This window comes from Streptomyces sp. NPDC056486, from assembly GCF_042795295.1.
Lineage (GTDB): Bacteria > Actinomycetota > Actinomycetes > Streptomycetales > Streptomycetaceae > Streptomyces.
In genome coordinates this window covers 1-21,170 of record NZ_JBHTSF010000149.1, presented here as the reverse complement: position 1 = coordinate 21,170, position 21,170 = coordinate 1, and the positions used below count along the sequence as shown (strand labels likewise).

Sequence of the window (21,170 nt, the reverse complement as noted above, 5' to 3'; positions counted from 1 at the left end):
GCGGAGGACGCCGGACCTCCGCCCCGCCGTCTTATCCCTGTCCGCTCATCCCTGTCCGCCGTCCCATCTTCGTCAGCCGTCTTATCTCCCCGCGCGTTCGCCGCGTGTACGACAGGAGGCAGCCGTGCCCCATTCCCCTTCTTCCTCTTCTACTGGTTCTTCTGATGCTCCGGGTGGCGGTCTTACGGGGGTGTGGCTGATCGGGGCGCGCGGTTCGGTCGCCACGACGGCTGTCGCGGGGTGCGCGGCGGTGACGGCCGGACTGCACCCGCCGACCGGCATGGTCACGGAGACCCCGCCGTTCGCGGACTGCGGTCTGCCAACGTTGTCGTCGCTCGTCTTCGGCGGCCACGACACGGTGGAGTGCCCGCTGCCCAAACGGGCGGAACAGCTGGCCGCAGGGGGTGTGCTCCCGCACAGCGTCCCCTCGGCGGTCGGCGCGGAACTGGCGGCGGCGGACGCGGAGATCCGCACGGGCGGACCGCGCCGCGGGGACTCCGACACCAGGACGGACGAGGAACTGATCGAGTCCTTCGCCGCCGACCTGCGCGATTTCGTACGTCGCCGGGGGCTCGCCCGTGCGGTCGTGGTGAACGTGGCGTCCACGGAACCACTGCCGGAGGAGGGCGAAGGGCGACTGCCCGCCAGCTCTCTCTACGCGGCGGCGGCGCTGCGGGCGGGCTGCCCGTACGTGAACTTCACCCCGTCCACGGGATTGCACCACCCGGCGCTCGCTGCGGAGGCCGCCTCGTCGGGGCTCCCCTACGCGGGCCGGGACGGCAAGACGGGGCAGACGCTCCTGCGCTCGGTGCTCGGGCCGATGTTCGCCCAGCGCGCCCTCGCGGTCCGCGCCTGGTCCGGCACGAACCTCCTGGGCGGCGGCGACGGCGCGGCCCTCGCGGACCCGGCCGCCGCGGCGGCGAAGAACGCGGGCAAGGAACGGGTCCTCGCCGACACGCTGGGCTCCGCCCCCGAGGGCGAGGTCCACATCGACGACGTCCCCTCCCTCGGTGACTGGAAGACCGCCTGGGACCACATCGCGTTCGACGGATTCCTCGGCGCACGGATGGTCCTGCAGACGACCTGGCAGGGCTGCGACTCGGCACTGGCGGCACCTCTGATCCTGGACCTGGCCCGCTTGGTGGCCCGCGCCCACGAGAGGGGCCTGTCGGGGCCCTTGGGCGAACTGGGCTTCTACTTCAAGGACCCGGACGACGGCTCGTCGTCGGCACTCGCCGAGCAGTACGAGGCGCTCGTGGGCCTGGCGTCGCGGCTGCGGGGGGTGGGTGCGTGAGCGGCGGGGATGTGGGTGCTGACGGGCGGGGGGCCGATGGCCCACGTCTGGGCACCGGCCGTGACTGGGCCGAACTGCTGCGTGTCTCGGCCCTGTTCACCGTCCCCGGCGACGCCCTCGCAGGGGCGGCGGCCATGGGACTGCGCCCCAACCACCGCACACTCCTCGCCATCGGCGCCTCCCTCTCCCTCTACGAGGCGGGCATGGCCCTCAACGACTGGGCGGACCGGGAGGAGGACGCGATCGAACGCCCCCACCGCCCTCTGCCGTCCGGCCGCATCGCCCCGTCCGCCGCACTCGGCGCGGCAGCGGCTCTGACGGCGGGAGGCCTCGCCCTGGCCGCCGGAGCGGGGCGCCCCGCTCTGACGGTGGCGAGCGGCTTGGCGGCCACGGTATGGGCCTACGACCTGGGCCTGAAGCACACTCCGGCAGGCCCGGTTGCCATGGCGGCGGCCCGCACGCTCGACCTGCTCCTGGGAGCGGCGGCAACGTCGGCCGGGACGAGGGCCGGGACGAGGGCCGGGACGAGGGCCGGGACGAGCTCGGGGGAGGGCCCCGGCCCGGGCTTCCGCGTGGCGCTGCCCACCGCCCTCGTCATGGGCGCCCACACCCTCGCGGTGACTGCGGTTTCGCGCCGCGAGGCACAGGGCGGCTCCACTGCGGCCCCCTTGTGCGCGCTCGCCGCGACAGCGGCGCTGACGCAGCTACTCGCCCGGGGCGGTGCCCGGGGCGGTGCCCGGGGCGGTGGCACCGGCAGTGTCACGGGCAGCGGCGCAGGCACCGGCGCCGCTACCACCTCTGAACTCCCGGTAGGCCGCCGGGCAACAGTCGGCCGCGGCCTGCCGGTGTCCATCCCGGGGCGCCCTGGTGGCGGTGCCCGGTGGACCGGCGCTCGCGGTGTCGTCCAGGCCGCGCTCGCCGCCACTTACGCCGCCACCGCGGCCCGCCCCCTCTTCCACGCCGCGCTCAACCCGTCCCCCCAGCTCACCCAGCGTGCCGTGGGCGGCGGCATCCGAGCCATGATCCCGCTCCAGGCCGCGCTCTCCGCCCGCACGGGCGCCCTGGGTCCCGCACTGCTGACCGCCGCTCTGGCCCCGGCAGCCCGCAAGTTCGGCCGGAAGGTGAGCGTCACATGACTCAGACGCAGGACCGGGCAAGCGGGCCCTTCCGCTTCGGATACGGCACCAACGGGCTTACCGATCTGCGGCTCGACGACGCCCTCGGTCTCCTCGCCGACCTCGGCTACGCGGGCGTCGGACTCACCCTCGATCACATGCACCTCGACCCGCTCGCCCCCGACCTCGCCTCCCGCACCCGCCACGTGGCCCGCAGTCTGGAACGGCTCGGTCTGACGGCGACGATCGAGACCGGCGCCCGCTACGTCCTCGACCCGCGCCGCAAGCACGGCCCCTCGCTCCTGGACCCCGATCCGGACGCGCGCGCCGCCCGAGTCCGCCTGCTGATCCGGGCCGTCCAGGTGGCCGCCGACCTCGGCGCCCATGCCGTGCACTGCTTCAGCGGCATCACCCCCGAAGGCACCTCCGAGGAAACTGCCTGGCAGCGGCTCACCGAGTCCCTCGGCCCCGTCCTCGACGCCGCGTCCGGCGCCGACGTACCTCTGGCCATCGAGCCCGAACCCGGCCACCTCCTCTCCACACTCGCCGACTTCCACCGGCTCCGTCACGAACTGGACGACCCCCAACTCCTCGGTCTCACCCTCGACATAGGCCACTGCCAGTGCCTCGAACCGCAGTCTCCCGCCGACTGCGTGCGCGCCGCCGCCCCCTGGCTACGGCACGTCCAGATCGAGGACATGCGCCGCGGCGTCCACGAACACCTCCCGTTCGGGGACGGAGAGATCGACTTCCCGCCCGTCCTCGAAGCCCTGGCCGCCACCGGCTACCAAGGCCTCACCGTCGTAGAACTGCCCCGCCACTCCCACGCGGGCCCCCAACTCGCCTCCCACTCGATCGAGTTCCTGCACAAGGCGGCGACCGAAGCGACCCGTACCCCGACCCGCACCGCCGCGGCCCGCACCGCCCCAGTCCCCACCCCCGCCAGAGGAGGAACCCCGTGACCGACGCCCCCGTCATCGACGACCTCCGCACCCGTCTCGAAGCCACTCTGGACGGGGCCGCCCGCGCCTGGCTCGACCAGGCCACCGCGGAGGCCGCCGCCCACCGCGGACGGCCGGAGCAAAGGGCCACCCCCGTCTGGGAGTTGCGCTTCGCCGAGGCAGGGCGACGCTGTGGCCAGGACCACGCCGACGACGCCCGCGTGCTGCTCCTGCACGCGGCCGATGCGGACCCGGTCACTCTCACCCGTGTCTACGAACAAGGCACCGCGGCCGAGCGCCGCGCCGTCCTGCGAGCCCTGCCCCACCTGGTCCAGGGCTCGGAGGCGCTGCCCCTGGTCGGGGATGCCCTGCGTACCAACGACACCCGGCTCGTCGCCGCCGCCGTCGGTCCGTACGCCGCCCGGCACCTCGCCCCGCACGACTGGCGCCACGCGGTTCTCAAGTGCCTGTTCACCGGCGTCCCCGTGGACGCCGTAGCCGACCTTGACCGCCGCGCCCGCGCCGACGCCGAGCTCGCCCGCATGCTCGGCGACTACGCCGGCGAACGCACCGCCGCCGGTCGCACCGTTCCCAGCGATCTGCACCGCGTCCTGGCCCTGACCGCCCCTACGGCCCTCTCGGCCGCAGCGACGGCCCCGGCCCCCGAGACCCCTTCCACCGGCGAGGATCAGGAGTCCTGATGCGCATTTTCGACCCCCACATCCACATGACGTCCCGCACCACCGACGACTACCAGGCCATGTACGCCGCAGGCGTCCGTGCCGTCGTCGAGCCCGCGTTCTGGCTGGGCCAGCCCCGCACCTCACCCGCCTCATTCTTCGACTACTTCGACTCCCTTCTCGGCTGGGAGCCCTTCCGCGCGGCCCAGTACGGCATCGCCCACCACTGCACCATCGCCCTCAACCCCAAAGAGGCGAACGACCCCCGCTGCACCCCTGTCCTCGACGAACTGCCCCGCTATCTCGTCAAGGACAATGTCGTCGCCGTCGGTGAGATCGGCTATGACTCCATGACCCCAGCCGAGGACGCCGCACTCACCGCCCAGCTCCAGCTCGCCGCCGACCACGAGCTGCCCGCGATGGTTCACACCCCCCACCGCGACAAACTCGCGGGACTGCGCCGCACCATCGACGTGATCCGGGAATCCGCACTGCCCCTGGACCGCGTCCTCATCGACCATCTCAACGAGACCACGGTCAAGGAGGCCAAGGACAGCGGCTGCTGGCTCGGCTTCTCCGTCTATCCCGACACCAAGATGGACGAGGACCGGATGGTCGCCATCCTGCGCGACCACGGGCCGGAGCGAGTCCTGGTGAACTCGGCCGCCGACTGGGGCAAGAGCGACCCGCTCAAGACCCGCAAGGTCGCCGACGCCATGCTCGATGCCGGGTTCAGCGAGGACGACGTCGACCTGGTCCTTTGGCGTAACCCGGTCGCCTTCTACGGGCTCAGCGGACGCCTCGCCCTCGATGTCACGGACACCGAAGCCACCCACGAGGGCAATTCCATCCTCCGCGGCGGGGCGTGAGCCATGCGCTTCCGGCACCCCGACGGCAGCGTCGTCCACCTCGCGTACTGCACCAACGTCCACCCCGCCGAGACCCTCGACGGCGTCCTCGCGCAACTCCGCGACCACTGCGAACCCGTACGCAAGCGGCTCGGCAGGGATCGCCTCGGCATCGGCCTGTGGCTCGCCAAGGACGCCGCGCACGCCCTGGTCACCGACCCGGCGGCGCTGCGCGGCCTGCGCACCGAACTCGACCGGCGCGGCCTCGAAGTCGTCACCCTCAACGGATTCCCGTACGAGGGGTTCGGCGCGGAAGAGGTCAAGTACCGCGTCTACAAGCCGGACTGGACCGACCCCGAGCGCCTCTCCCACACGACCGACCTGGCCCGCCTCCTTGCCGCGCTCCTTCCGGACGACGTAGTCGAAGGCACCATCTCCACCCTTCCTCTCGCCTGGCGCACCCCCTTCGACACCACCCACGCCGAGGCCGCCCGCGCAGCCCTGACCGCGCTCGCCCAACGTTTGGACGCACTCGCGGAGTTGACCGGCAAGTCGATCCGCATCGGCCTCGAACCGGAACCGGGCTGCATCGTGGAAACCACGGGTGACGCCATCGCCCCCCTCACCGCGGTCGGCCACGAACGCATCGGTGTCTGCGTCGACACCTGTCACCTAGCCACCTCCTTCGAGGACCCGCAGACCGCGCTCGACGCGCTCGCCGCCGCGGGCATCCCCGTCGTCAAATCCCAGCTCTCCGCCGCCCTGCACGCCGAACACCCCCATCTCCCCGGAGTCCGCGAGGCCCTCGCCGCCTTCGACGAACCCCGCTTCCTGCACCAGACCCGCACCCGCACCGCCGCCGGACTGCGCGGCACCGACGACCTCGGCGAATCCCTCGCCGGCGACGTCCTGCCCGAGAGCGCACCCTGGCGCGCCCACTTCCACGTCCCCCTGCACGCGCCGCCCGCGCCGCCCCTCACCTCCACACTTCCCGTACTCAAAGACACCCTCGCCCAGCTGGTCGGCGGGCCCGAACCCCGCACCCACCACCTCGAGGTCGAGACCTACACCTGGCAGGCGCTGCCGCCCGAGCTGCGCCCCCGCTCCCGCCCCCAGCTCGCCGACGGCATCGCCGCCGAGCTCACCCTCGCCCGCGACCTCCTGACGGACCTCGGCCTCAAGGAACTCCCATGAGCCCCACCCCTCTCCTCGTCCTGGACGTCGTCGGCCTCACCCCCCGTCTCCTCGACCACATGCCGCACATCAAGTCCCTGGGCCAGTCCGGCTCCCAGGCCCCACTGGGCACGGTCCTGCCCGCCGTCACCTGCGCCGCCCAGTCCACCTTCCTCACCGGCACCACCCCCGCCGAGCACGGCATCGTCGGCAACGGCTGGTACTTCCGTGAGCTCGGCGACGTACTCCTGTGGCGCCAGCACAACGGGCTGGTCTCCGGCGACAAACTGTGGGACGCCGCCCGCCGCGCGCACCCCGGTTACACCGTCGCCAATATCTGCTGGTGGTACGCCATGGGCGCCGACACCGACATCACCATCACCCCCCGTCCCGTCTACTACGCCGACGGCCGCAAAGAACCCGACTGCTACACCCGGCCCCCGGCCCTGCACGACGAACTCACCGAGAAACTCGGCACGTTCCCCCTCTTCCACTTCTGGGGCCCCGGTGCCGACATCGTGTCGAGCCGCTGGATCGCGGACGCCACGCGCCACATCATCAACACCCGCCACCCCGACCTGGCCCTGTGCTACCTCCCTCACCTCGACTACGACCTGCAGCGCTTCGGCCCCGACGACCCGCGCTCCCACCAGGCCGCCGCCGAACTCGACAAGACCATCGCCCCCCTCCTCGACGACGCGAAGGCCGAGGGCCGCACCGTCGTCGCCCTTTCCGAGTACGGCATCACACGCGTGGACCGCCCCGTCGACATCAACCGAGCCCTGCGCCGTGCGGGACTGCTCGAAGTGCACACCCAGGACGGCATGGAGTACCTCGACCCGATGGCATCCCGCGCCTTCGCCGTCGTGGACCACCAGATCGCCCACATCTACGTGCGCAGGCCCGAGGACCTGGAGGCCACCCGGCAGGCACTCGCCGACCTGCCCGGCATCGAGCAACTCCTCGACGACGAGGGCAAGAAGGCCAACCACCTGGACCACCCGCGCTCCGGCGAACTCGTCGCCGTCGCGGAGCCGGACGCCTGGTTCACGTACTACTACTGGCTCGACGACGCCCGCGCGCCCGACTTCGCGCAGCTCGTCGAGATCCACCGCAAACCCGGCTACGACCCCGTCGAGCTCTTCATGGACCCGCTCGACCCCTACGTGAAGGTCAAGGCGGCGAAGGCGCTGGCCCGCAAGAAGCTCGGCATGCGCTATCGCATGGCGGTCGTGCCCCTGGACCCGTCACCTATTCGAGGCAGCCATGGCCGCCTCCCCACGAGCGACGACGACGGTCCGCTCATCATCAGCTCCACCCCCCATGCGTTTCCCGACCGGATCGCGGCCACCGCCGTGAAATCCCTCCTCCTCGACCTGGCCGGCCTGGGCTGAGGCACACCTCGCCCCACCATCCGCCCGGTCAGGAGCAGTTACAGAGAGTGAATCACGCGTCACTGACAACACGCCAGTGGCGTCCGCCCGCACGTCGAAAAGCCCGAGAGTCCAAGAGCCCAGGAGAGGCACCCGTGACCGACTTCCACGACACTCCCGCCGCCGACGAGGCGCTCAGACAGCGTCTTGGCATCAACCGCCGCCGCTTCCTCAGCACGTGCACCGCCGTCGGCGCCGGTGCGATCGCCGCGCCCGTGTTCGGCGCCGCGCCGTCCTTCGCCCAGCCGCAGACAGAAGGCCACGGCCATCACCACGGTCACGGCCGTGAACTGGTGCCGGCGAAGAAGCGCGGCATCATCCTCTACACGGTGCGTGACGCGACCGGCCGTGACCCGCTCGCCTCCACCCTGCCCTCCGGTTTCCGCGAGGTGTTCAAGGAGCTGGCCCGCTACGGGTACAAGCAGGTCGAGTTCGCGGGCTACGGCCAGCACGCCAACGCTCCCGGCGGCGCAAGTCTCGAGTCCGTCGCGGGCGCCAAGCTGCTGCGCTCCTGGCTCGACGAGTACGGCCTGCGCGCCCAGGGCAACCACGGCTTCATACCGGGGTCATGGCCGCTCTCGCAGCCCGACCTCGACACGTTCAAGAAGCACCTGGAGATCGCCAACATCCTCGGCATGGACCACATGGGCACCGGTGGTGACCCCACCAACAGCTCGTACAAGGCCGATTGGGACGTCGCCGCCGACAAGTGGAACGCCCTGGGTGACATCGCGCGCAAGGCGGGCATCAAGCTCTACACCCACAACCACGACGCGGCGTACGGCTTCCTGCTCGACGGCGGTCCGCTCGACGCGCAAGGCCGCCCCACCCGCAGCTCCGGCATCCGCAGGCTGGAGTACTTCCTCAAGGCCACCGACCCGAGGACGGTCTGGCTGGAGATGGACATCTTCTGGGCGCACGTCGCGCAGTACAAGTTCCACACGTACACCGCGCACGACGGCTCCCAGCGCGAGAAGGTCTTCGACCCGGCAGGGCTCGTCAGCCGCAACAACAAGCGCTTCCCGCTGTTCCATGCCAAGGACGGCACCCGCAACGACACCAGCGGCGAGGGCTACGACATGGGGGCCTTCGGTGAGGGCGTCATCGACTACCGCACCTTCTTCAGCCGTGTCGGCGAGAAGAACTACCACAACCCCATGGTCGAGCAGGACAACGCGCCCAGCGGCACCGATCTCGGCCAGTCCCTGAAGCTCGCGAAGATCGGCTACGACAACCTGGCGGCTCTCCGCAAGAAGCGCTGACATGAAGTACTGAAGCGCCCGCAGTACCCGCACACACAGCTCTCGCCGCGCGGAAGCCGCGCGGCGAGAGCTGAGTGACGTCACGGGGAACGGGGATCAGGCGTGCGCCGGCGCCCTCTCCCGCCCCGGCTGGCGGAGCAGCAGCGCGACGGCCGCGGCAAGCATGGAGATGCCGCCCGCGAGTGCGTACGCGCCGTTGTAGCCCCACGCGGCGACCACCATCGAGCCGAGTCCGCCGCCGAACAGGCCGCTGATCAGCTTGCCGCTGTAGACGAGCCCGTAGTTGGTGGCGTTGTAGTTCTCCCCGAAGTAGTCCGGGGTCAGCGCCGCGAACATCGGGTAGAACGCACCGCCACCGAATCCCGAGAGGAACGCGAAGACCAGGAAGAGCCACTCGCTGTGGATGTCGCCCGCCCAGATCACACCGAACTGTGAGAGCCCGAGGACCAGGATCACGAACACCAGGGTCGCTTTGCGGCCCCAGATGTCGGAGAGCCAGCCGACCACGCCGCGTCCGATGCCGTTGATGACGGCCATGAGCCCCATGGACGTCGCGGCGACCAGAGGTCCGAAGCCCACCTCCTTGGCGAAGTCCACCTGGAAAGAGATCCCGAAGATGGACACACCCGCGGTCATGACGAGGGTGAACCACATCAGGGGCAGCATGCCCGTTCTGATGGCCTCCTTCGGTGTGAACTGACGTACCGCGGGAGGGTTCTTGGCGAGGCTCGCCGCGGCTTTGGATGCGCCCGACTTCTCCAACGGGTCGACTTCGGAGGGCCACCAGTTCTTCGGCGGGTCCTTGAAGAAGAAGGCGCAGGCCAGGACGACGACCAGGATGTACGCGCCGATCAGGTCGAGAACGCGGTGATAATTGCCCGTGTCGAAGGCGTAGTTGAAGATGAAGATGAACGGCAGCGATCCGTACGCGAATCCACCGTTGACGAACCCCGTCTTGGCGCCGCGGCGTTCGGGGAACCACTTGGCGACCATGTTGATGCAGGTCGCGTAGACGAAGCCGGAACCCACGCCGCCGATGACGCCGAATCCGATGATCGCGAGCCATACGTTGTTCAGGTGCGACAGGGCGAGGAATCCGATCAGACACATGACCGACCCGATGTACATGGCGTTGCGCGCCGTCAGTATGCCCCTCTCGCGCATCCATCCGGCCGGGAACGCTATGCCCGCCTGGAAGAAGACCCAGACACTCAGAATCCAGAAGGTGTTGGACTGCGTCCAGCCGTGGGCGTGGGACAGGGTGTCCTCCGCCGAGCCGAACGCGTACTCGAAGACACTGATGGCCATCATCGCGATCCATGGCAGGTACACCATGATCTTGCGGGAGTGGCCGAGGATGTCCCGGTCCGTCTCGCCCACGCGATAGACGCGGCCGTACTCGTCGGTGATCTCGCGATACGGGGTGCCGGTTCCCGGCACCTTGTTTCTTGCGGCGATGGGTTCCGCCGTCATATCAGGCCATCTCCTCACCGAGGGGTTGCGGATTGGGTTTGATGCGTTTGTCGTTGGGCCTTCCGGGCTGGGAAAGGAAGAGCGCGATGAATCCGGCGAACAGGGAAATGGAACCGGCAAGCGTGAAGGCCCCGGTGTGACCCCAGTTGCTCACCACGACGGCACCCATACCGGAGCCGAGAAGCCCGGAGACGAGCTTGGAGCTGTAGACCAGGCCGTAATTGGAGGCGTTGTTGTTCTCGCCGAAGTAGTCCGCGGTCATCGCCGCGAACATCGGGAAGATGGCGCCGCCTCCGAAGCCGGAGATGCTGGAGAAGATCAGGAACAGCGGGAGGTTCTTCATGTCCGCGGCCCACAGGATTCCGTACTGCGAAAGGCCAAGGACTATGCAGACGAAGATCAGGCAGCGTTTGCGTCCGTAGAGGTCCGACAGCCAGCCGATGACACCTCGGCCCGTACCGTTGACTATGGCCTTCAAGGACATGGCCGTGGCGACGATTCCGCCGGCGAATCCGGCTTCATCCCCGATGTCCACCTGGAAGGCGATACCGAAGATGTTCACGCCCGATGTGCACAGCAGGCAGAACCACATCAGCGCGACCCGGCCGGTCTGCCACGCCTCCTTGGGCGTGTACTGCCGCACGGCGGGCGGGTTCATCGCAAGGGCGCGCCTGGCCCGTGGGTCGTCCGGTGGCCGCAGCGGGTCCACGTCGGCCGGCCACCAGTTCTTCGGCGGGTCCTGGAAGAAGTAACCGGCCACGGCGACCATCGCCGCCAGAAAGAGGCCGACGCTCACAAGCACCCAGCGGAAGTTCGTCAGGTCCATGAAGCCGGTGAAGATGAACACGAACGGCACCGAGCCGTAGGCGAATCCGCCGTTGACGAATCCGGTCTTTCCTCCCTTTCGTTCGGGATACCACTTGCCGACCATGTTCACGCAGGTCGCGTACACCATTCCGGCGCCCATACCGCTGAACATGCCGAAGCCGATATAGGCGACGACGACATGCGGAGCGAACGCCAGTGACAGATAGCCCAGCAGTGTTCCGACAGCGCCGCACATCATCGCCCAGCGCGCCGGAAGCTTTCCGCTCTCGCGCAGCTTGCCCGCCGGGAAGGCCACCGCGGCCTGGAAGAAGACCCAGACCCCCAGCATCCAGAAGATGTGGGTGTCGCCCCAGGAATGTGCGGTGTGCAGGGTGTCCTCGGCCGAGGCGAATGCGTACTCGGCCGAGCTGATGCCCATCATGCCGATCCACGGCAGGATGACCATCCACTTGCGCTTGCGGCCCATGATGTCGACATCGGTCTCACCGACCCGGTACATCCGGCCGTTGGCGTCCGTCACCTCCCTGTACGGGACGGCTGTGTGTATGTCGGTTGTCGTCATGTTGATTCAGCACCCCTTGCGTCGAAAAGATCCTGGCCAGCGCCCCCTGTCCAATTCCTTTCGTGTGCGCACGGGTCCCGGGGCCTGCCGACGCGCACCGCGGGCAGGCCCCAACACCGGTCAACTCATCGACCGCCCCCCAACAGACCGGCCGCCCGGGCCCACCGGTACTTCGCGCCGAGCGCGGCCACCGGCTTCTCCGTGGTGTACGGGTACGCCACGACCCCCCGCTCGAAGAGGTACTGGCAGGCCTCCTCCACCTCGACATCGCCCGCCAGGGATGCCACGACGGGCTTCTCGATGCCGCGCTCACGGAACTCCGCGACCACACGGGCCGTCAGCTCGGCGAAGACCATGGGAGGGGTGACGATGGTGTGCCAGTAGCCCAGGACGAGCGCGTGAATGCGCGGGTCCTCCAGACCGAGCCTGATCGTCGCCTCGTACGTCGACGGGGGCTCACCCCCGGTGATGTCGACGGGGTTTCCCGCCGCCCCGAAAGGCGGGATGAACGCCCGGAAGGACGCGTCCAGGTCGTCCGGGATCTCCATAAGGCGCAGCCCGTTGTCGGTCACCGCGTCGGAGAGCAGCACGCCGGAGCCGCCCGCACCCGTAATGATCACGATGTTGTCGCCCTGCGGGGTGGGAAGCACGGGCAACGCGCGCGCGTACTCCAGCATCTCGTTGAGCCCCGGGGCCCTGATGACGCCCGCCTGCCTGAGGATGTCGTCGTACACGGCGTCATCGCCCGCGAGGGCGCCCGTGTGCGATCCTGCGGCCTTCGCACCGGCGGCCGTACGTCCGGCCTTCAGAACCACGACAGGCTTCTTCGGGACGGTCGCCCGCGCGGCCTCCACGAAGGCACGGCCGTCCTTGAGGTCCTCCAGGTGCATCGCGATGCACTTCGTGTTGGGGTCCTCGCCGAACCACGTGAGGAGGTCGTCCTCGTCCAGGTCGGACTTGTTGCCGAGTCCGACGATCGCCGAAACGCCCGTCTTCGTAGTGCGCGCGAAGCCGAGGATGGCCATTCCGATGCCACCGGACTGACTCGTCAGGGCGACCCCGCCCTTGACGTCGTAGGGCGTGCAGAACGTGGCGCACAGGTCCTGCCACGTCGAGTAGTAGCCGTAGATGTTCGGGCCGAGCAGCCGCACCCCGAGCCGCTCGCCGATCTCCACGATCTCGTCCTGGAGGGCCTGTTCACCGGTCTCGGCGAACCCGGAGGGGATCAGGACGGCGTTGGGGATGCCCTTGCGACCCACCTCCTCCAAGGCCGACGCCACGAACTTGGCGGGGATCGCGAAGACCGCCACATCCACCTCACCGGGGACGTCCGTGACACTCTTGTACGCCTTGCGGCCCAGGATGTCATCGGCCTTGGGGTTCACCGGATGGATCTCGCCGGAGAAGCCGCCGTCGATGAGGTTGCGCATCACTGAATTGCCGATCTTGCCCTGTTCGTTGGACGCGCCGATCACGGCGACCGAGCGGGGCTCCATCAGCCGCCGCATCGACGTGAGCATCTCCTCGCGCGTGTACGTACGGCGCTGCTTCGTGGCCCCTTCGGAGAGGATGACGCGGATGTCCGCGGCGATGGCCCCCTCCGGAGTGGCGATCACCGGGTTGAGATCCACCTCGGCGATCTCCGGGAAGTCGGTGACCAGTCGGGACACCCGGCGTATCTGCTCGGCGACGGCCCAGCGGTCCACCGCAGGGGCGCCCCGCACACCCCGCAGGATCTCGGCGGCGCGGATCGAGTCCAGCATCGAGGCGGCCTCGTCGGCGTCGACCGGCGCAAGGCGGAACGTGACGTCCTTGAGGACCTCGACGAGTACACCGCCGAGTCCGAAGGCGACGACCTTCCCGAACGTCGGATCGGTCACCGCCCCGACGATCACTTCCTGGCCGGAGGGCAGCAGCTCTTGAATCTGCACGCCCTCGATGCGTGCTTGTGGCGCGTACGCGCGCGCGTTCCCGACGATTTCGCAGAAGGCGGCCCGTACGTCGGTGGCGCCCTCCACCCCGACCATGACGCCGCCCGCGTCGGTCTTGTGCAGGATGTCGGGGGAGACGATCTTCATGACGACGGGCCCTTCGAAGCGGGCCGCGTGCGCCACCGCCTCGTCCACGTCCGTCGCCAGTTCCTCGCCCGGCACCGCGATCCCGTACGCGTCCGCGAGGATCTTGCCCTCCGGCGCCGTGAGCGAGGTCCGCCCCTCGGCGCGCACGCCGTCGAGGAGTGCCCGCACCTTCAGTGCGCGGTCTTCGGCCATCAATCAGATCACTCCGTTCGACTTGAGCAGGCGCAGTTCCTCGTCGCCGAGGCCGAGCTCACCGACGAAGACCTCCGCGTTGTGCTCGCCCAGTAGCGGCGAACTGACGACGTTCACGGGGGAGTCCGACAGCTTCAGCGGGGAGCCGACCGTGGTGAAGGAGCCGCGCTGCGGATGCGGGACCTCGACGACCATTTCGTTGGCGGCAAGCGAGGCGTCCTCGATGATCTCCTTGGTGGAGAGGATCGGGCCGCACGGGATGTTGTGGGCGTTGAGCCGCTCGAGGACCTCCCACTTGGGCAGCGTCGACGACCACTCCTCGATCAGCTGGAACATCTTGCCGAGCTTGGGGAGCCGCGCCTCCGGAGAGGCCCACTCGGGGTCCTCCGCGAGCTCCGGACGCCCGATGAGCTCGGTGAGCGGCTGCCAGCCCACGGGCTGCACGATGACGTACACGTAGTCGTTCGGACCGCCGGGCGCGCACTTGACCGCCCAGCCGGGCTGCCCGCCGCCGCTCGCGTTGCCGGAGCGCGGCACCTCGTCCCCGAAGTCCTCGTTCGGGTACTCGGCGAGCGGCCCGTGCGCCAGGCGCTGCTGGTCGCGCAGCTTCACCCGGCACAGGTTGAGCACCGCGTGCTGCATGGCTACGTTCACACGCTGCCCGCGACCGGTGTTCTCCCTCTGGAAGAGGGCGGCCAGAATCCCGGCGACGGCGTGGATGCCGGTCCCGGAGTCACCGATCTGGGCGCCTGTCGCGAGAGGTGGACCGTCCTCGAAGCCGGTGGTCGACATGGAGCCGCCCATGGCCTGAGCGACCACTTCGTAGGCCTTGAAGTTGGTGTAGGGGCCGTCTCCGAAGCCCTTGATCGAGGCGTAGACGATCCGTGGATTGATCTCCTGGATGCGCTCCCAGGTGAAGCCCATCCGGTCGACGGCGCCCGGGCCGAAGTTCTCGACCATGACGTCGGAGCGCCGGATCAGCTCGGTGAGGAGCTCCTTGCCGCGCTCGGTCTTGGTGTTGAGGGTGATGCTCCGCTTGTTGCAGTTGAGCATCGTGAAGTAGAGCGAGTCGACGTCCGGCAGGTCACGCAGTTGCTTGCGCGTGATGTCTCCGGACGGAGCCTCCAGCTTCACCACGTCCGCACCGAGCCAGGCGAGCAGCTGGGTGGCGGAGGGCCCGGACTGGACGTGTGTCATGTCGAGGACGCGTACGCCCTCAAGAGCCTTGGTCGTCATCGCACGGGCTCCTCACTTGTACATGGTCTGGTTCATGGTTCCGGGGGCGTACGCGTCCGGATCGACCCACACATTGATCAGCGAGGGCTTGCCCGACTCGCGCGCTCGCTGCAGCGCCGGTCCGATGTCGGCGGGGTCGCGGACCTCTTCGCCGTAGCCGCCGAGCATCTGGGCGAACTTGTCGTAGTGGACGTCTCCGAGGGTGTTGCCGATGCGCTCACGCTCCTCGCCGTACTTGGCCTTCTGGCCGTAACGGATCTGGTTCATCGAGGAGTTGTTGCCGACGATCCCGACGAAGGGCAGGTTGTAGCGGACGAGCGTCTCGAAGTCCCACCCGGTCAGCGAGAAAGCGCCGTCTCCGAAGAGGGCCACCACCTCCTTGTCGGGCCGCGCCTGCTTGGCGGCGAGCACGAAGGGGATGCCGACGCCGAGCGTGCCGAGCGGTCCCGGGTCCATCCAGTGGCCCGGCGACTTGGGCTGTACGACCTGCCCGGAGAAGGTGACGATGTCGCCGCCGTCACCGATGTAGATCGAGTCTTCGGTAAGGAAGTCGTTGATTTCGCTGACGAGACGGTAGGGGTGGATCGGTGAGGCGTCGGACTTCAGGTTCGGCAGCCGCTTTTCTATCGCCGTCTGTTCGGCGGCGCGCAGCTCGTCGATCCACTCCTTGCGCTGGGAAGCGCCGCCGTTGAGCCGGCCGGACGCGGCCTCGGTGACCGACTTCAGGATCAACCCCGCGTCGCCGACGATGCCCAGGTCGATGTCCCTGTTCTTGCCGACGGTGCGGTAGTCGAGGTCGATCTGCACGACGGTGGCGTCCGGGGAGAGCCGCTTCCCGTAACCCATACGGAAGTCGAAGGGTGTCCCCACGATGACGATGAGGTCGGCGTTGGAGAAGGCGTACCGCCGCGAGAGCTGGAAGTGGTGCGGGTCCCCGGGTGGCAGGGTGCCGCGGCCCGCGCCGTTCATGTAGGCGGGCACGTTCAGGGTCCGCACGAGCTCGACGGCGGACTCGGTGCCGCGCGTCGTCCACACCTGGCTGCCGAGCAGGATCGCGGGCTTCTCGGCGTGTACGAGCAGGTCGGCGAGCTTCTCGACGGCCTCGGGGTCGCCGGTCGAGCGGGTGGAGGCGCGATACTGACCGGCCTGCGGCACCCGGGCCTTGTCCACCGGCACCTTGGCGTCCAGCACATCGCGCGGGATCTCCAGGAAGGACGGTCCTGGAGCGCCGTGATAGCACTCGCGGAAGGCCATCGACACCATGTCCGCGGCGCGCGCCGTGTCCGGCACGGTCGCGGCGAACTTGGTGATGGGCGTCATCATGTCGACGTGCGGGAGGTCCTGCAGTGACCCCATCTTGTGCTGGGTGTGCGCTCCCTGGCCGCCGATGAGCAGCATGGGGGACTCCGCGCGGAAGGCGTTCGCGACGCCGGTGACGGCGTCCGTGGTTCCCGGTCCTGCCGTCACCACGGCGCATCCCGGTTTTCCGGTGAGGCGTGCGTAGCCGTCGGCCGCGTGGGCGGCGACCTGCTCGTGGCGTACGTCGACGACATCGATCCCCTCGTCGACGCAGCCGTCGTAGATGTCGATGATGTGGCCGCCGCACAGGGTGTAGATGACCTCCACACCCTCTGCTTTGAGTGCCTTGGCGACCAGATGCCCACCGGAGATGTGGGTTTGGTTCGTGTCGCTGCTGCCGTCGGGCATGGCGAAGTCCTGTCCCTTCGTAGGGGAGTTGGAGCGCTCACACACGCTCACACGCTGCTCGGAGGTGCTCTCGCGGTAGATTGCATACAGTCGACGAATACTGTATGAAGCTTGTTATCCCGCATCCGGTCAGTGGTGTCCAGGGGGCGTGCGGCACTTTTCGGAGGCGCGGGGGTTCGCTCCCCGCAACGACACGGCGTCAGGAGCCGGAATGGACCTGTTCGAGCACCAGGCAAGGGAACTCTTCGAGGAATACGGCATCTTGGTGCCGCAAGCGGAGGTCGCCGACACGGCGAAGGAGGCACGCGCGGGCGCCGAACGCCTGGGCGGCCGCGTCGTCGTCAAGGCCCAGGTGAGGACCGGAGGGCGTGGCAAGGCGGGCGGTGTGAAGGTCGCGGCGGACCCGGCGGCGGCCGAGATCACGGCACGCCAGATCCTCGGCATGGACATCAAGGGCCACACCGTGCACAAGGTGATGGTGGCCCAACCCGTCGAGATCGACAGCGAGTTCTACGTCTCGTACGTACTGGACCGCGCGGCAGGACGCTTCCTCGCCATCGCGTCCGCCGAGGGCGGCATGGACATCGAGGAGGTCGCGGCGAGTCGGCCGGAAGCCGTCGCGCGCGTGGAGATCGACCCGGCGGCGGGAGTGAGCGAGGCGAGGGCGGCCGAAATCGCCGCGGCGGCGGGACTTCCCGAAGCGGCAGCCGACGTACTGGTCAAGCTGTGGCAGGTACTGATCCGCGAGGACGCGCTCCTCGTCGAAGTGAACCCGCTCGTCCGCACCGCCCAAGGAGAGATCCTGGCCCTCGACGGCAAGGTCACCCTGGACGACAACGCCCGCTTCCGCCAGGCACGCTGGGGCGCCGACGCCACCACGCACGACGACCCGCTGGAGTCGGAGGCCGCTTCCAAGGGCCTCAACTACGTGAAGCTCGACGGCGAGGTCGGCATTATCGGCAACGGCGCGGGCCTCGTCATGTCCACCCTCGACGTGGTCGCGGGCTGCGGAGCGCGCCCCGCGAACTTCCTCGACATCGGAGGCGGCGCCTCCGCCCAGATCATGGCCGACGGCCTCTCCGTCATCCTCTCCGACCCCGCCGTCAAGTCCGTCTTCGTCAACGTCTTCGGCGGCATCACCGCGTGCGACGCCGTCGCCGACGGCATCGTCCAGGCCCTGGAATCCGTCCAGTTGACCAAGCCGCTCGTCGTCCGCCTCGACGGCAACAACGCCGTACGAGGCCGCGCCATCCTCGACGAACGCTCCCATCCGCTCGTCCAGCAGGCCACCACCATGGACGGCGCCGCACGCTGCGCCGCCGAACTCGCAGGCCACACCAACGCAGCCTAAGGAGCCGGGACATGGCGATCTACCTCACCAAGGAGAGCAAGGCCCTCGTCCAGGGCATGACCGGCGCCGAGGGCATGAAACACACCCGCCGCATGCTCGCGGCGGGCACGAACGTCGTGGGCGGCGTCAATCCCCGCAAGGCGGGCCGCACCGTCGACTTCGACGACCGCGCCGTCCCCGTCTTCGGCTCCGTCCGCGACGGCATCAAGGCCACGGGCGCCGACGTCACCGTGGTCTTCGTGCCACCCGCCTTCTCCAAGGCGGCGGTCACCGAGGCCGCCGACGCCGGGATCGGCCTGGCCGTGGTCATCACGGAGGGCATCCCCGTACACGACTCCGTCGCCTTCCACGCGTACGCCAAGGAGCGCGGCACCCGAGTCATCGGCCCCAACTGCCCGGGTCTCATCACGCCGGGGCAGGCCAACGCGGGCATCATCCCCGCCGACATCACCAAACCCGGACGCGTCGGCCTGGTGTCGAAGTCCGGCACCCTCACCTACCAACTCATGTACGAGCTGCGCGACATCGGCTTCTCCACCTGCGTGGGCATCGGCGGCGACCCCGTCGTCGGCACCACGCACATCGACTGCCTCGCCGCCTTCGAGGACGACCCCGACACCGAACTGATCGTCCTCATCGGCGAGATCGGCGGCGACGCGGAAGAACGCGCGGCCGCCTACATCCGACGGGCCGTCACCAAGCCCGTCATCGCCTACATCGCCGGCTTCACCGCACCCGAAGGCAAGACCATGGGACACGCGGGAGCCATCGTCTCGGGCTCGTCCGGCACCGCCCGCGCGAAACAGGAGGCGCTGGAGGCCGCCGGGGTGCGGGTCGGCGCCACACCGACGGAAACCGCCCGCCTCGTTCTTAACCAACTCGGCGCGTGATGTCACTCATAGGTGGCAGACCCCGACTGCACTAGCGTCCCCCAGCACACGCGCGGACCGCGAACCGAGCGGCGCCGACGCGAGCCACGCATCCCCCGCCCCGACTTGTGCACCGTGAGCGGAGACACCCGATGGCATCCCGATCGACACCCACCCTCACCAACTCCCTCGTCCTCAAAGCCGGTACGTCCTGGACCGACGCCTGGCGACGCTGCCTCGCCGTCGCGCCCGAGGCCTTCCGCGACGACCGCGTCCTGAACCTCTGGAACGGGACCTGGCAGGCGGACGGCAGGACCCTGCCCGCCACATCCCCCGTCGACGGCAGCCCCATCGCGGGCCCGCCGCGCCTCGACGCCACCACCGCCCACCAGGCCGTACGCGCCTCACTCGACCAGCACCGGGCCTGGCGCCACGTCCCCCTGGAGGAACGGCGCGCCCGCGTCGCCGCCACCCTCGACGCCCTCACCGAACACCGCGAACTGCTCGCCCTCCTCCTCGTCTGGGAGATCGGCAAGCCCTGGCGGCTCGCCCAGGCCGATGTCGACCGGGCCATCGACGGCGTGCGCTGGTACGTCGACGGCATCGAGCCGATGATGGAGGGCCGGAGCCCGCTGGACGGTCCGGTGTCCAACATCGCGAGCTGGAACTACCCGATGAGCGTGCTCGTTCACGCAGTGTTGGTACAGGCACTCACGGGCAACGCGGTCATCGCCAAGACCCCGACCGATGGCGGCGCCGCCTGTCTCACCCTGGCGTGCGCCCTCGCCGCCCGCGAAGGGATCCCCGTCACCCTCGTGAGCGGCAGCGGGGGAGAGCTGTCCGAAGCGCTGGTCCGCGCACCGGAGATCGGCTGCGTCTCCTTCGTCGGCGGACGTGACACCGGCGCCGCCGTCGCCACCGCGGTCGCCGACCTCGGCAAGCGGCACATCCTCGAACAGGAAGGACTCAACACCTGGGGCATCTGGAACTACAGCGACTGGGACGCGCTCAGCGCCGTCATCCCCAAGCTCTTCGACTACGGCAAGCAGCGCTGCACCGCGTATCCGCGCTTCGTCGTCCAACGCGGCCTCTTCGACGAGTTCCTCGCCGCCTACCTCCCGGCCGTACGCACCCTCCGCGTCGGCCATCCCCTGGCGGTCGAGCACCCCGAAGACCCGTTCCCGAAACTGGACTTCGGACCGCTGATCAACGCCGCCAAGGCGAAGGAGCTGGGCGACCAGGTGACGGAAGCGATCGACCGCGGAGCCGTACCGCTGTACCGCGGCGCCCCGGCGGCGGACCGCTTCCTGCCGGGCCAGGACACGGACGCGTACCTCCATCCCGTCACGCTCCTCAACCCGCCCCCGTCCTCACCGCTGCACCACGCGGAGCCGTTCGGCCCGGTCGACACCATCGTCCTGGTCGACACGGAGGCGGAGCTGCTCGCTGCCATGAACGCGTCGAACGGAGCGTTGGTCGCCACGCTGTCGACCGACGACGCCGCGACGTACGACCGTCTCGCGCCGCAGATCCGTGCCTTCAAGACGGGCCGCGGTAAGCCTCGCTCGCGCGGTGACAGGGACGAGCTGTTCGGAGGGTTCGGCGCGTCCTGGCGCGGCGCGTTCGTCGGCGGTGAACTCCTCGTGCGGGCGGTCACCCACGGCCCGGCGATGGAACGACCGCCGGGGAACTTTCCGAGCTATCACTTGATGGCGTGAGGCTCCCCGGGCTCATGGGAGCCATCTGACCGGCAGGGCATCGGCGGCCTATCGGTGGCCCGGCCGATGCCCTGCCGGTCGGGCGGAGCAGTGCGGGCGCGCGCACGCTCCGCACCCTCACGTCGGCGGGCGTTCCCGTAATCAATCCGTCACTCATGGTGAGACTCCGGATGTGGTGTCGCGAGCCGCCGGACAGCTGCCCGGCGACGTGCGGATATGCAGGTGAAAGGCACTCCGAAAGCTTGGTATTGTTGTCCATGTCGCCGCGGGGAACACACCGCGAACGGCAGACACCTAGTCCGGGTGGCGGAATGGCAGACGCGCTAGCTTGAGGTGCTAGTGCCCTTTATCGGGCGTGGGGGTTCAAGTCCCCCCTCGGACACTTTTAACAGTCTTGTACGAGTGAGGGC

At 69.2% G+C, this 21,170-nt stretch carries 16 protein-coding genes and 1 tRNA gene; 12 read left to right on the top strand and 5 right to left on the bottom strand.

What is annotated here, in order from left to right; all coding sequences use genetic code 11:
• Positions 1-124 precede the first annotated feature (124 nt).
• The 8 genes from ACFQ7F_RS36975 (at position 125) to ACFQ7F_RS36940 (ending at position 8,746) form a co-directional block, all read left to right on the top strand.
• Positions 125-1,294: an inositol-3-phosphate synthase gene (locus ACFQ7F_RS36975; RefSeq protein ID WP_383280722.1), complete on the top strand. Its 1,170-nt coding sequence runs from the start codon at positions 125-127 to the stop codon at positions 1,292-1,294.
• Positions 1,291-2,430 carry an SCO3242 family prenyltransferase gene (locus ACFQ7F_RS36970; protein ID WP_383280719.1) on the top strand — a complete coding sequence of 380 codons (1,140 nt, stop codon included), beginning with the start codon at positions 1,291-1,293 and terminating at the stop codon, positions 2,428-2,430. The genes ACFQ7F_RS36975 and ACFQ7F_RS36970 overlap by 4 nt, the downstream gene beginning before the upstream one ends.
• Positions 2,427-3,371, top strand: coding sequence for a sugar phosphate isomerase/epimerase family protein (locus ACFQ7F_RS36965; protein WP_383280716.1), 945 nt, complete (start codon positions 2,427-2,429; stop codon positions 3,369-3,371). The genes ACFQ7F_RS36970 and ACFQ7F_RS36965 overlap by 4 nt, the downstream gene beginning before the upstream one ends.
• Complete coding sequence (locus ACFQ7F_RS36960) at positions 3,368-4,051, top strand: EboA domain-containing protein (RefSeq protein WP_383280713.1); 684 nt, start codon at positions 3,368-3,370, stop codon at positions 4,049-4,051. The genes ACFQ7F_RS36965 and ACFQ7F_RS36960 overlap by 4 nt, the downstream gene beginning before the upstream one ends.
• Complete coding sequence (locus ACFQ7F_RS36955; RefSeq protein ID WP_383280710.1) at positions 4,051-4,899, top strand: TatD family hydrolase; 849 nt, start codon at positions 4,051-4,053, stop codon at positions 4,897-4,899. The genes ACFQ7F_RS36960 and ACFQ7F_RS36955 overlap by 1 nt, the downstream gene beginning before the upstream one ends.
• 3 nt (positions 4,900-4,902) lie before the next feature.
• On the top strand, positions 4,903-6,072 hold the full coding sequence (gene eboE / locus ACFQ7F_RS36950) for a metabolite traffic protein EboE (RefSeq protein ID WP_383280707.1): 1,170 nt from the start codon (positions 4,903-4,905) through the stop codon (positions 6,070-6,072).
• A complete protein-coding gene (locus ACFQ7F_RS36945) occupies positions 6,069-7,445 on the top strand; it encodes an alkaline phosphatase family protein (RefSeq protein ID WP_383280704.1) in 1,377 nt (458 codons plus the stop codon). Before eboE ends, ACFQ7F_RS36945 begins: the two co-directional genes overlap by 4 nt.
• A gap of 134 nt (positions 7,446-7,579) precedes the next feature.
• Positions 7,580-8,746 carry a sugar phosphate isomerase/epimerase family protein gene (locus ACFQ7F_RS36940; RefSeq protein WP_383280701.1) on the top strand — a complete coding sequence of 389 codons (1,167 nt, stop codon included), beginning with the start codon at positions 7,580-7,582 and terminating at the stop codon, positions 8,744-8,746.
• Between the two features lie 96 nt (positions 8,747-8,842).
• Here ACFQ7F_RS36940 and ACFQ7F_RS36935 read toward each other — a convergent pair whose 3' ends face one another.
• The 5 genes from ACFQ7F_RS36935 to ACFQ7F_RS36915 form a co-directional block, all read right to left on the bottom strand.
• On the bottom strand, positions 8,843-10,219 hold the full coding sequence (locus tag ACFQ7F_RS36935; RefSeq protein ID WP_383280698.1) for an OFA family MFS transporter: 1,377 nt from the start codon (positions 10,217-10,219) through the stop codon (positions 8,843-8,845).
• Position 10,220: 1 nt separating this feature from the next.
• Positions 10,221-11,609, bottom strand: coding sequence for an OFA family MFS transporter (locus ACFQ7F_RS36930; RefSeq protein ID WP_383280696.1), 1,389 nt, complete (start codon positions 11,607-11,609; stop codon positions 10,221-10,223).
• A 125-nt stretch (positions 11,610-11,734) separates the two neighbouring features.
• Positions 11,735-13,879 carry an acetate--CoA ligase family protein gene (locus ACFQ7F_RS36925; RefSeq protein WP_383280694.1) on the bottom strand — a complete coding sequence of 715 codons (2,145 nt, stop codon included), beginning with the start codon at positions 13,877-13,879 and terminating at the stop codon, positions 11,735-11,737.
• A 3-nt stretch (positions 13,880-13,882) separates the two neighbouring features.
• Positions 13,883-15,115, bottom strand: a complete 1,233-nt coding sequence (frc, locus tag ACFQ7F_RS36920; protein WP_383280691.1) for a formyl-CoA transferase — start codon at positions 15,113-15,115, stop codon at positions 13,883-13,885.
• A gap of 12 nt (positions 15,116-15,127) precedes the next feature.
• Positions 15,128-16,822, bottom strand: a complete 1,695-nt coding sequence (locus ACFQ7F_RS36915) for a thiamine pyrophosphate-binding protein (protein ID WP_383280688.1) — start codon at positions 16,820-16,822, stop codon at positions 15,128-15,130.
• Between the two features lie 211 nt (positions 16,823-17,033).
• Between ACFQ7F_RS36915 and sucC the strand changes: the two genes are divergently transcribed.
• The 4 genes from sucC to ACFQ7F_RS36895 all read left to right on the top strand — a co-directional run bounded on the left by sucC (position 17,034) and on the right by ACFQ7F_RS36895 (position 21,142).
• Positions 17,034-18,173 (top strand): ADP-forming succinate--CoA ligase subunit beta, encoded by a 1,140-nt coding sequence (gene sucC, locus ACFQ7F_RS36910; protein ID WP_383280685.1) that lies wholly within the window; start codon positions 17,034-17,036, stop codon positions 18,171-18,173.
• 11 nt (positions 18,174-18,184) lie between these two features.
• Positions 18,185-19,063 (top strand): succinate--CoA ligase subunit alpha, encoded by an 879-nt coding sequence (gene sucD, locus ACFQ7F_RS36905; protein ID WP_383280682.1) that lies wholly within the window; start codon positions 18,185-18,187, stop codon positions 19,061-19,063.
• Positions 19,064-19,194: 131 nt separating this feature from the next.
• Complete coding sequence (locus tag ACFQ7F_RS36900; protein ID WP_383280678.1) at positions 19,195-20,760, top strand: aldehyde dehydrogenase family protein; 1,566 nt, start codon at positions 19,195-19,197, stop codon at positions 20,758-20,760.
• A gap of 297 nt (positions 20,761-21,057) precedes the next feature.
• Positions 21,058-21,142, top strand: a tRNA-Leu gene (locus ACFQ7F_RS36895).
• The last annotated feature ends 28 nt before the right edge of the window (positions 21,143-21,170 follow it).

What these genes read in the sequence shown, in the direction of transcription:
- sucC (WP_383280685.1), top strand. Translation starts at nt 17,034, where the DNA reads ATGGACCTGTTCGAGCACCAGGCAAGGGAACTCTTCGAGGAATACGGC.
- ACFQ7F_RS36965 (WP_383280716.1), top strand. Translation starts at nt 2,427, where the DNA reads ATGACTCAGACGCAGGACCGGGCAAGCGGGCCCTTCCGCTTCGGATAC.
- ACFQ7F_RS36955 (WP_383280710.1), top strand. Translation starts at nt 4,051, where the DNA reads ATGCGCATTTTCGACCCCCACATCCACATGACGTCCCGCACCACCGAC.
- sucD (WP_383280682.1), top strand. Translation starts at nt 18,185, where the DNA reads ATGGCGATCTACCTCACCAAGGAGAGCAAGGCCCTCGTCCAGGGCATG.
- ACFQ7F_RS36945 (WP_383280704.1), top strand. Translation starts at nt 6,069, where the DNA reads ATGAGCCCCACCCCTCTCCTCGTCCTGGACGTCGTCGGCCTCACCCCC.
- eboE (WP_383280707.1), top strand. Translation starts at nt 4,903, where the DNA reads ATGCGCTTCCGGCACCCCGACGGCAGCGTCGTCCACCTCGCGTACTGC.
- ACFQ7F_RS36930 (WP_383280696.1), bottom strand. Translation starts at nt 11,609, where the DNA reads ATGACGACAACCGACATACACACAGCCGTCCCGTACAGGGAGGTGACG.
- ACFQ7F_RS36915 (WP_383280688.1), bottom strand. Translation starts at nt 16,822, where the DNA reads ATGCCCGACGGCAGCAGCGACACGAACCAAACCCACATCTCCGGTGGG.
- ACFQ7F_RS36900 (WP_383280678.1), top strand. Translation starts at nt 19,195, where the DNA reads ATGGCATCCCGATCGACACCCACCCTCACCAACTCCCTCGTCCTCAAA.
- ACFQ7F_RS36935 (WP_383280698.1), bottom strand. Translation starts at nt 10,219, where the DNA reads ATGACGGCGGAACCCATCGCCGCAAGAAACAAGGTGCCGGGAACCGGC.
- ACFQ7F_RS36925 (WP_383280694.1), bottom strand. Translation starts at nt 13,879, where the DNA reads ATGGCCGAAGACCGCGCACTGAAGGTGCGGGCACTCCTCGACGGCGTG.
- frc (WP_383280691.1), bottom strand. Translation starts at nt 15,115, where the DNA reads ATGACGACCAAGGCTCTTGAGGGCGTACGCGTCCTCGACATGACACAC.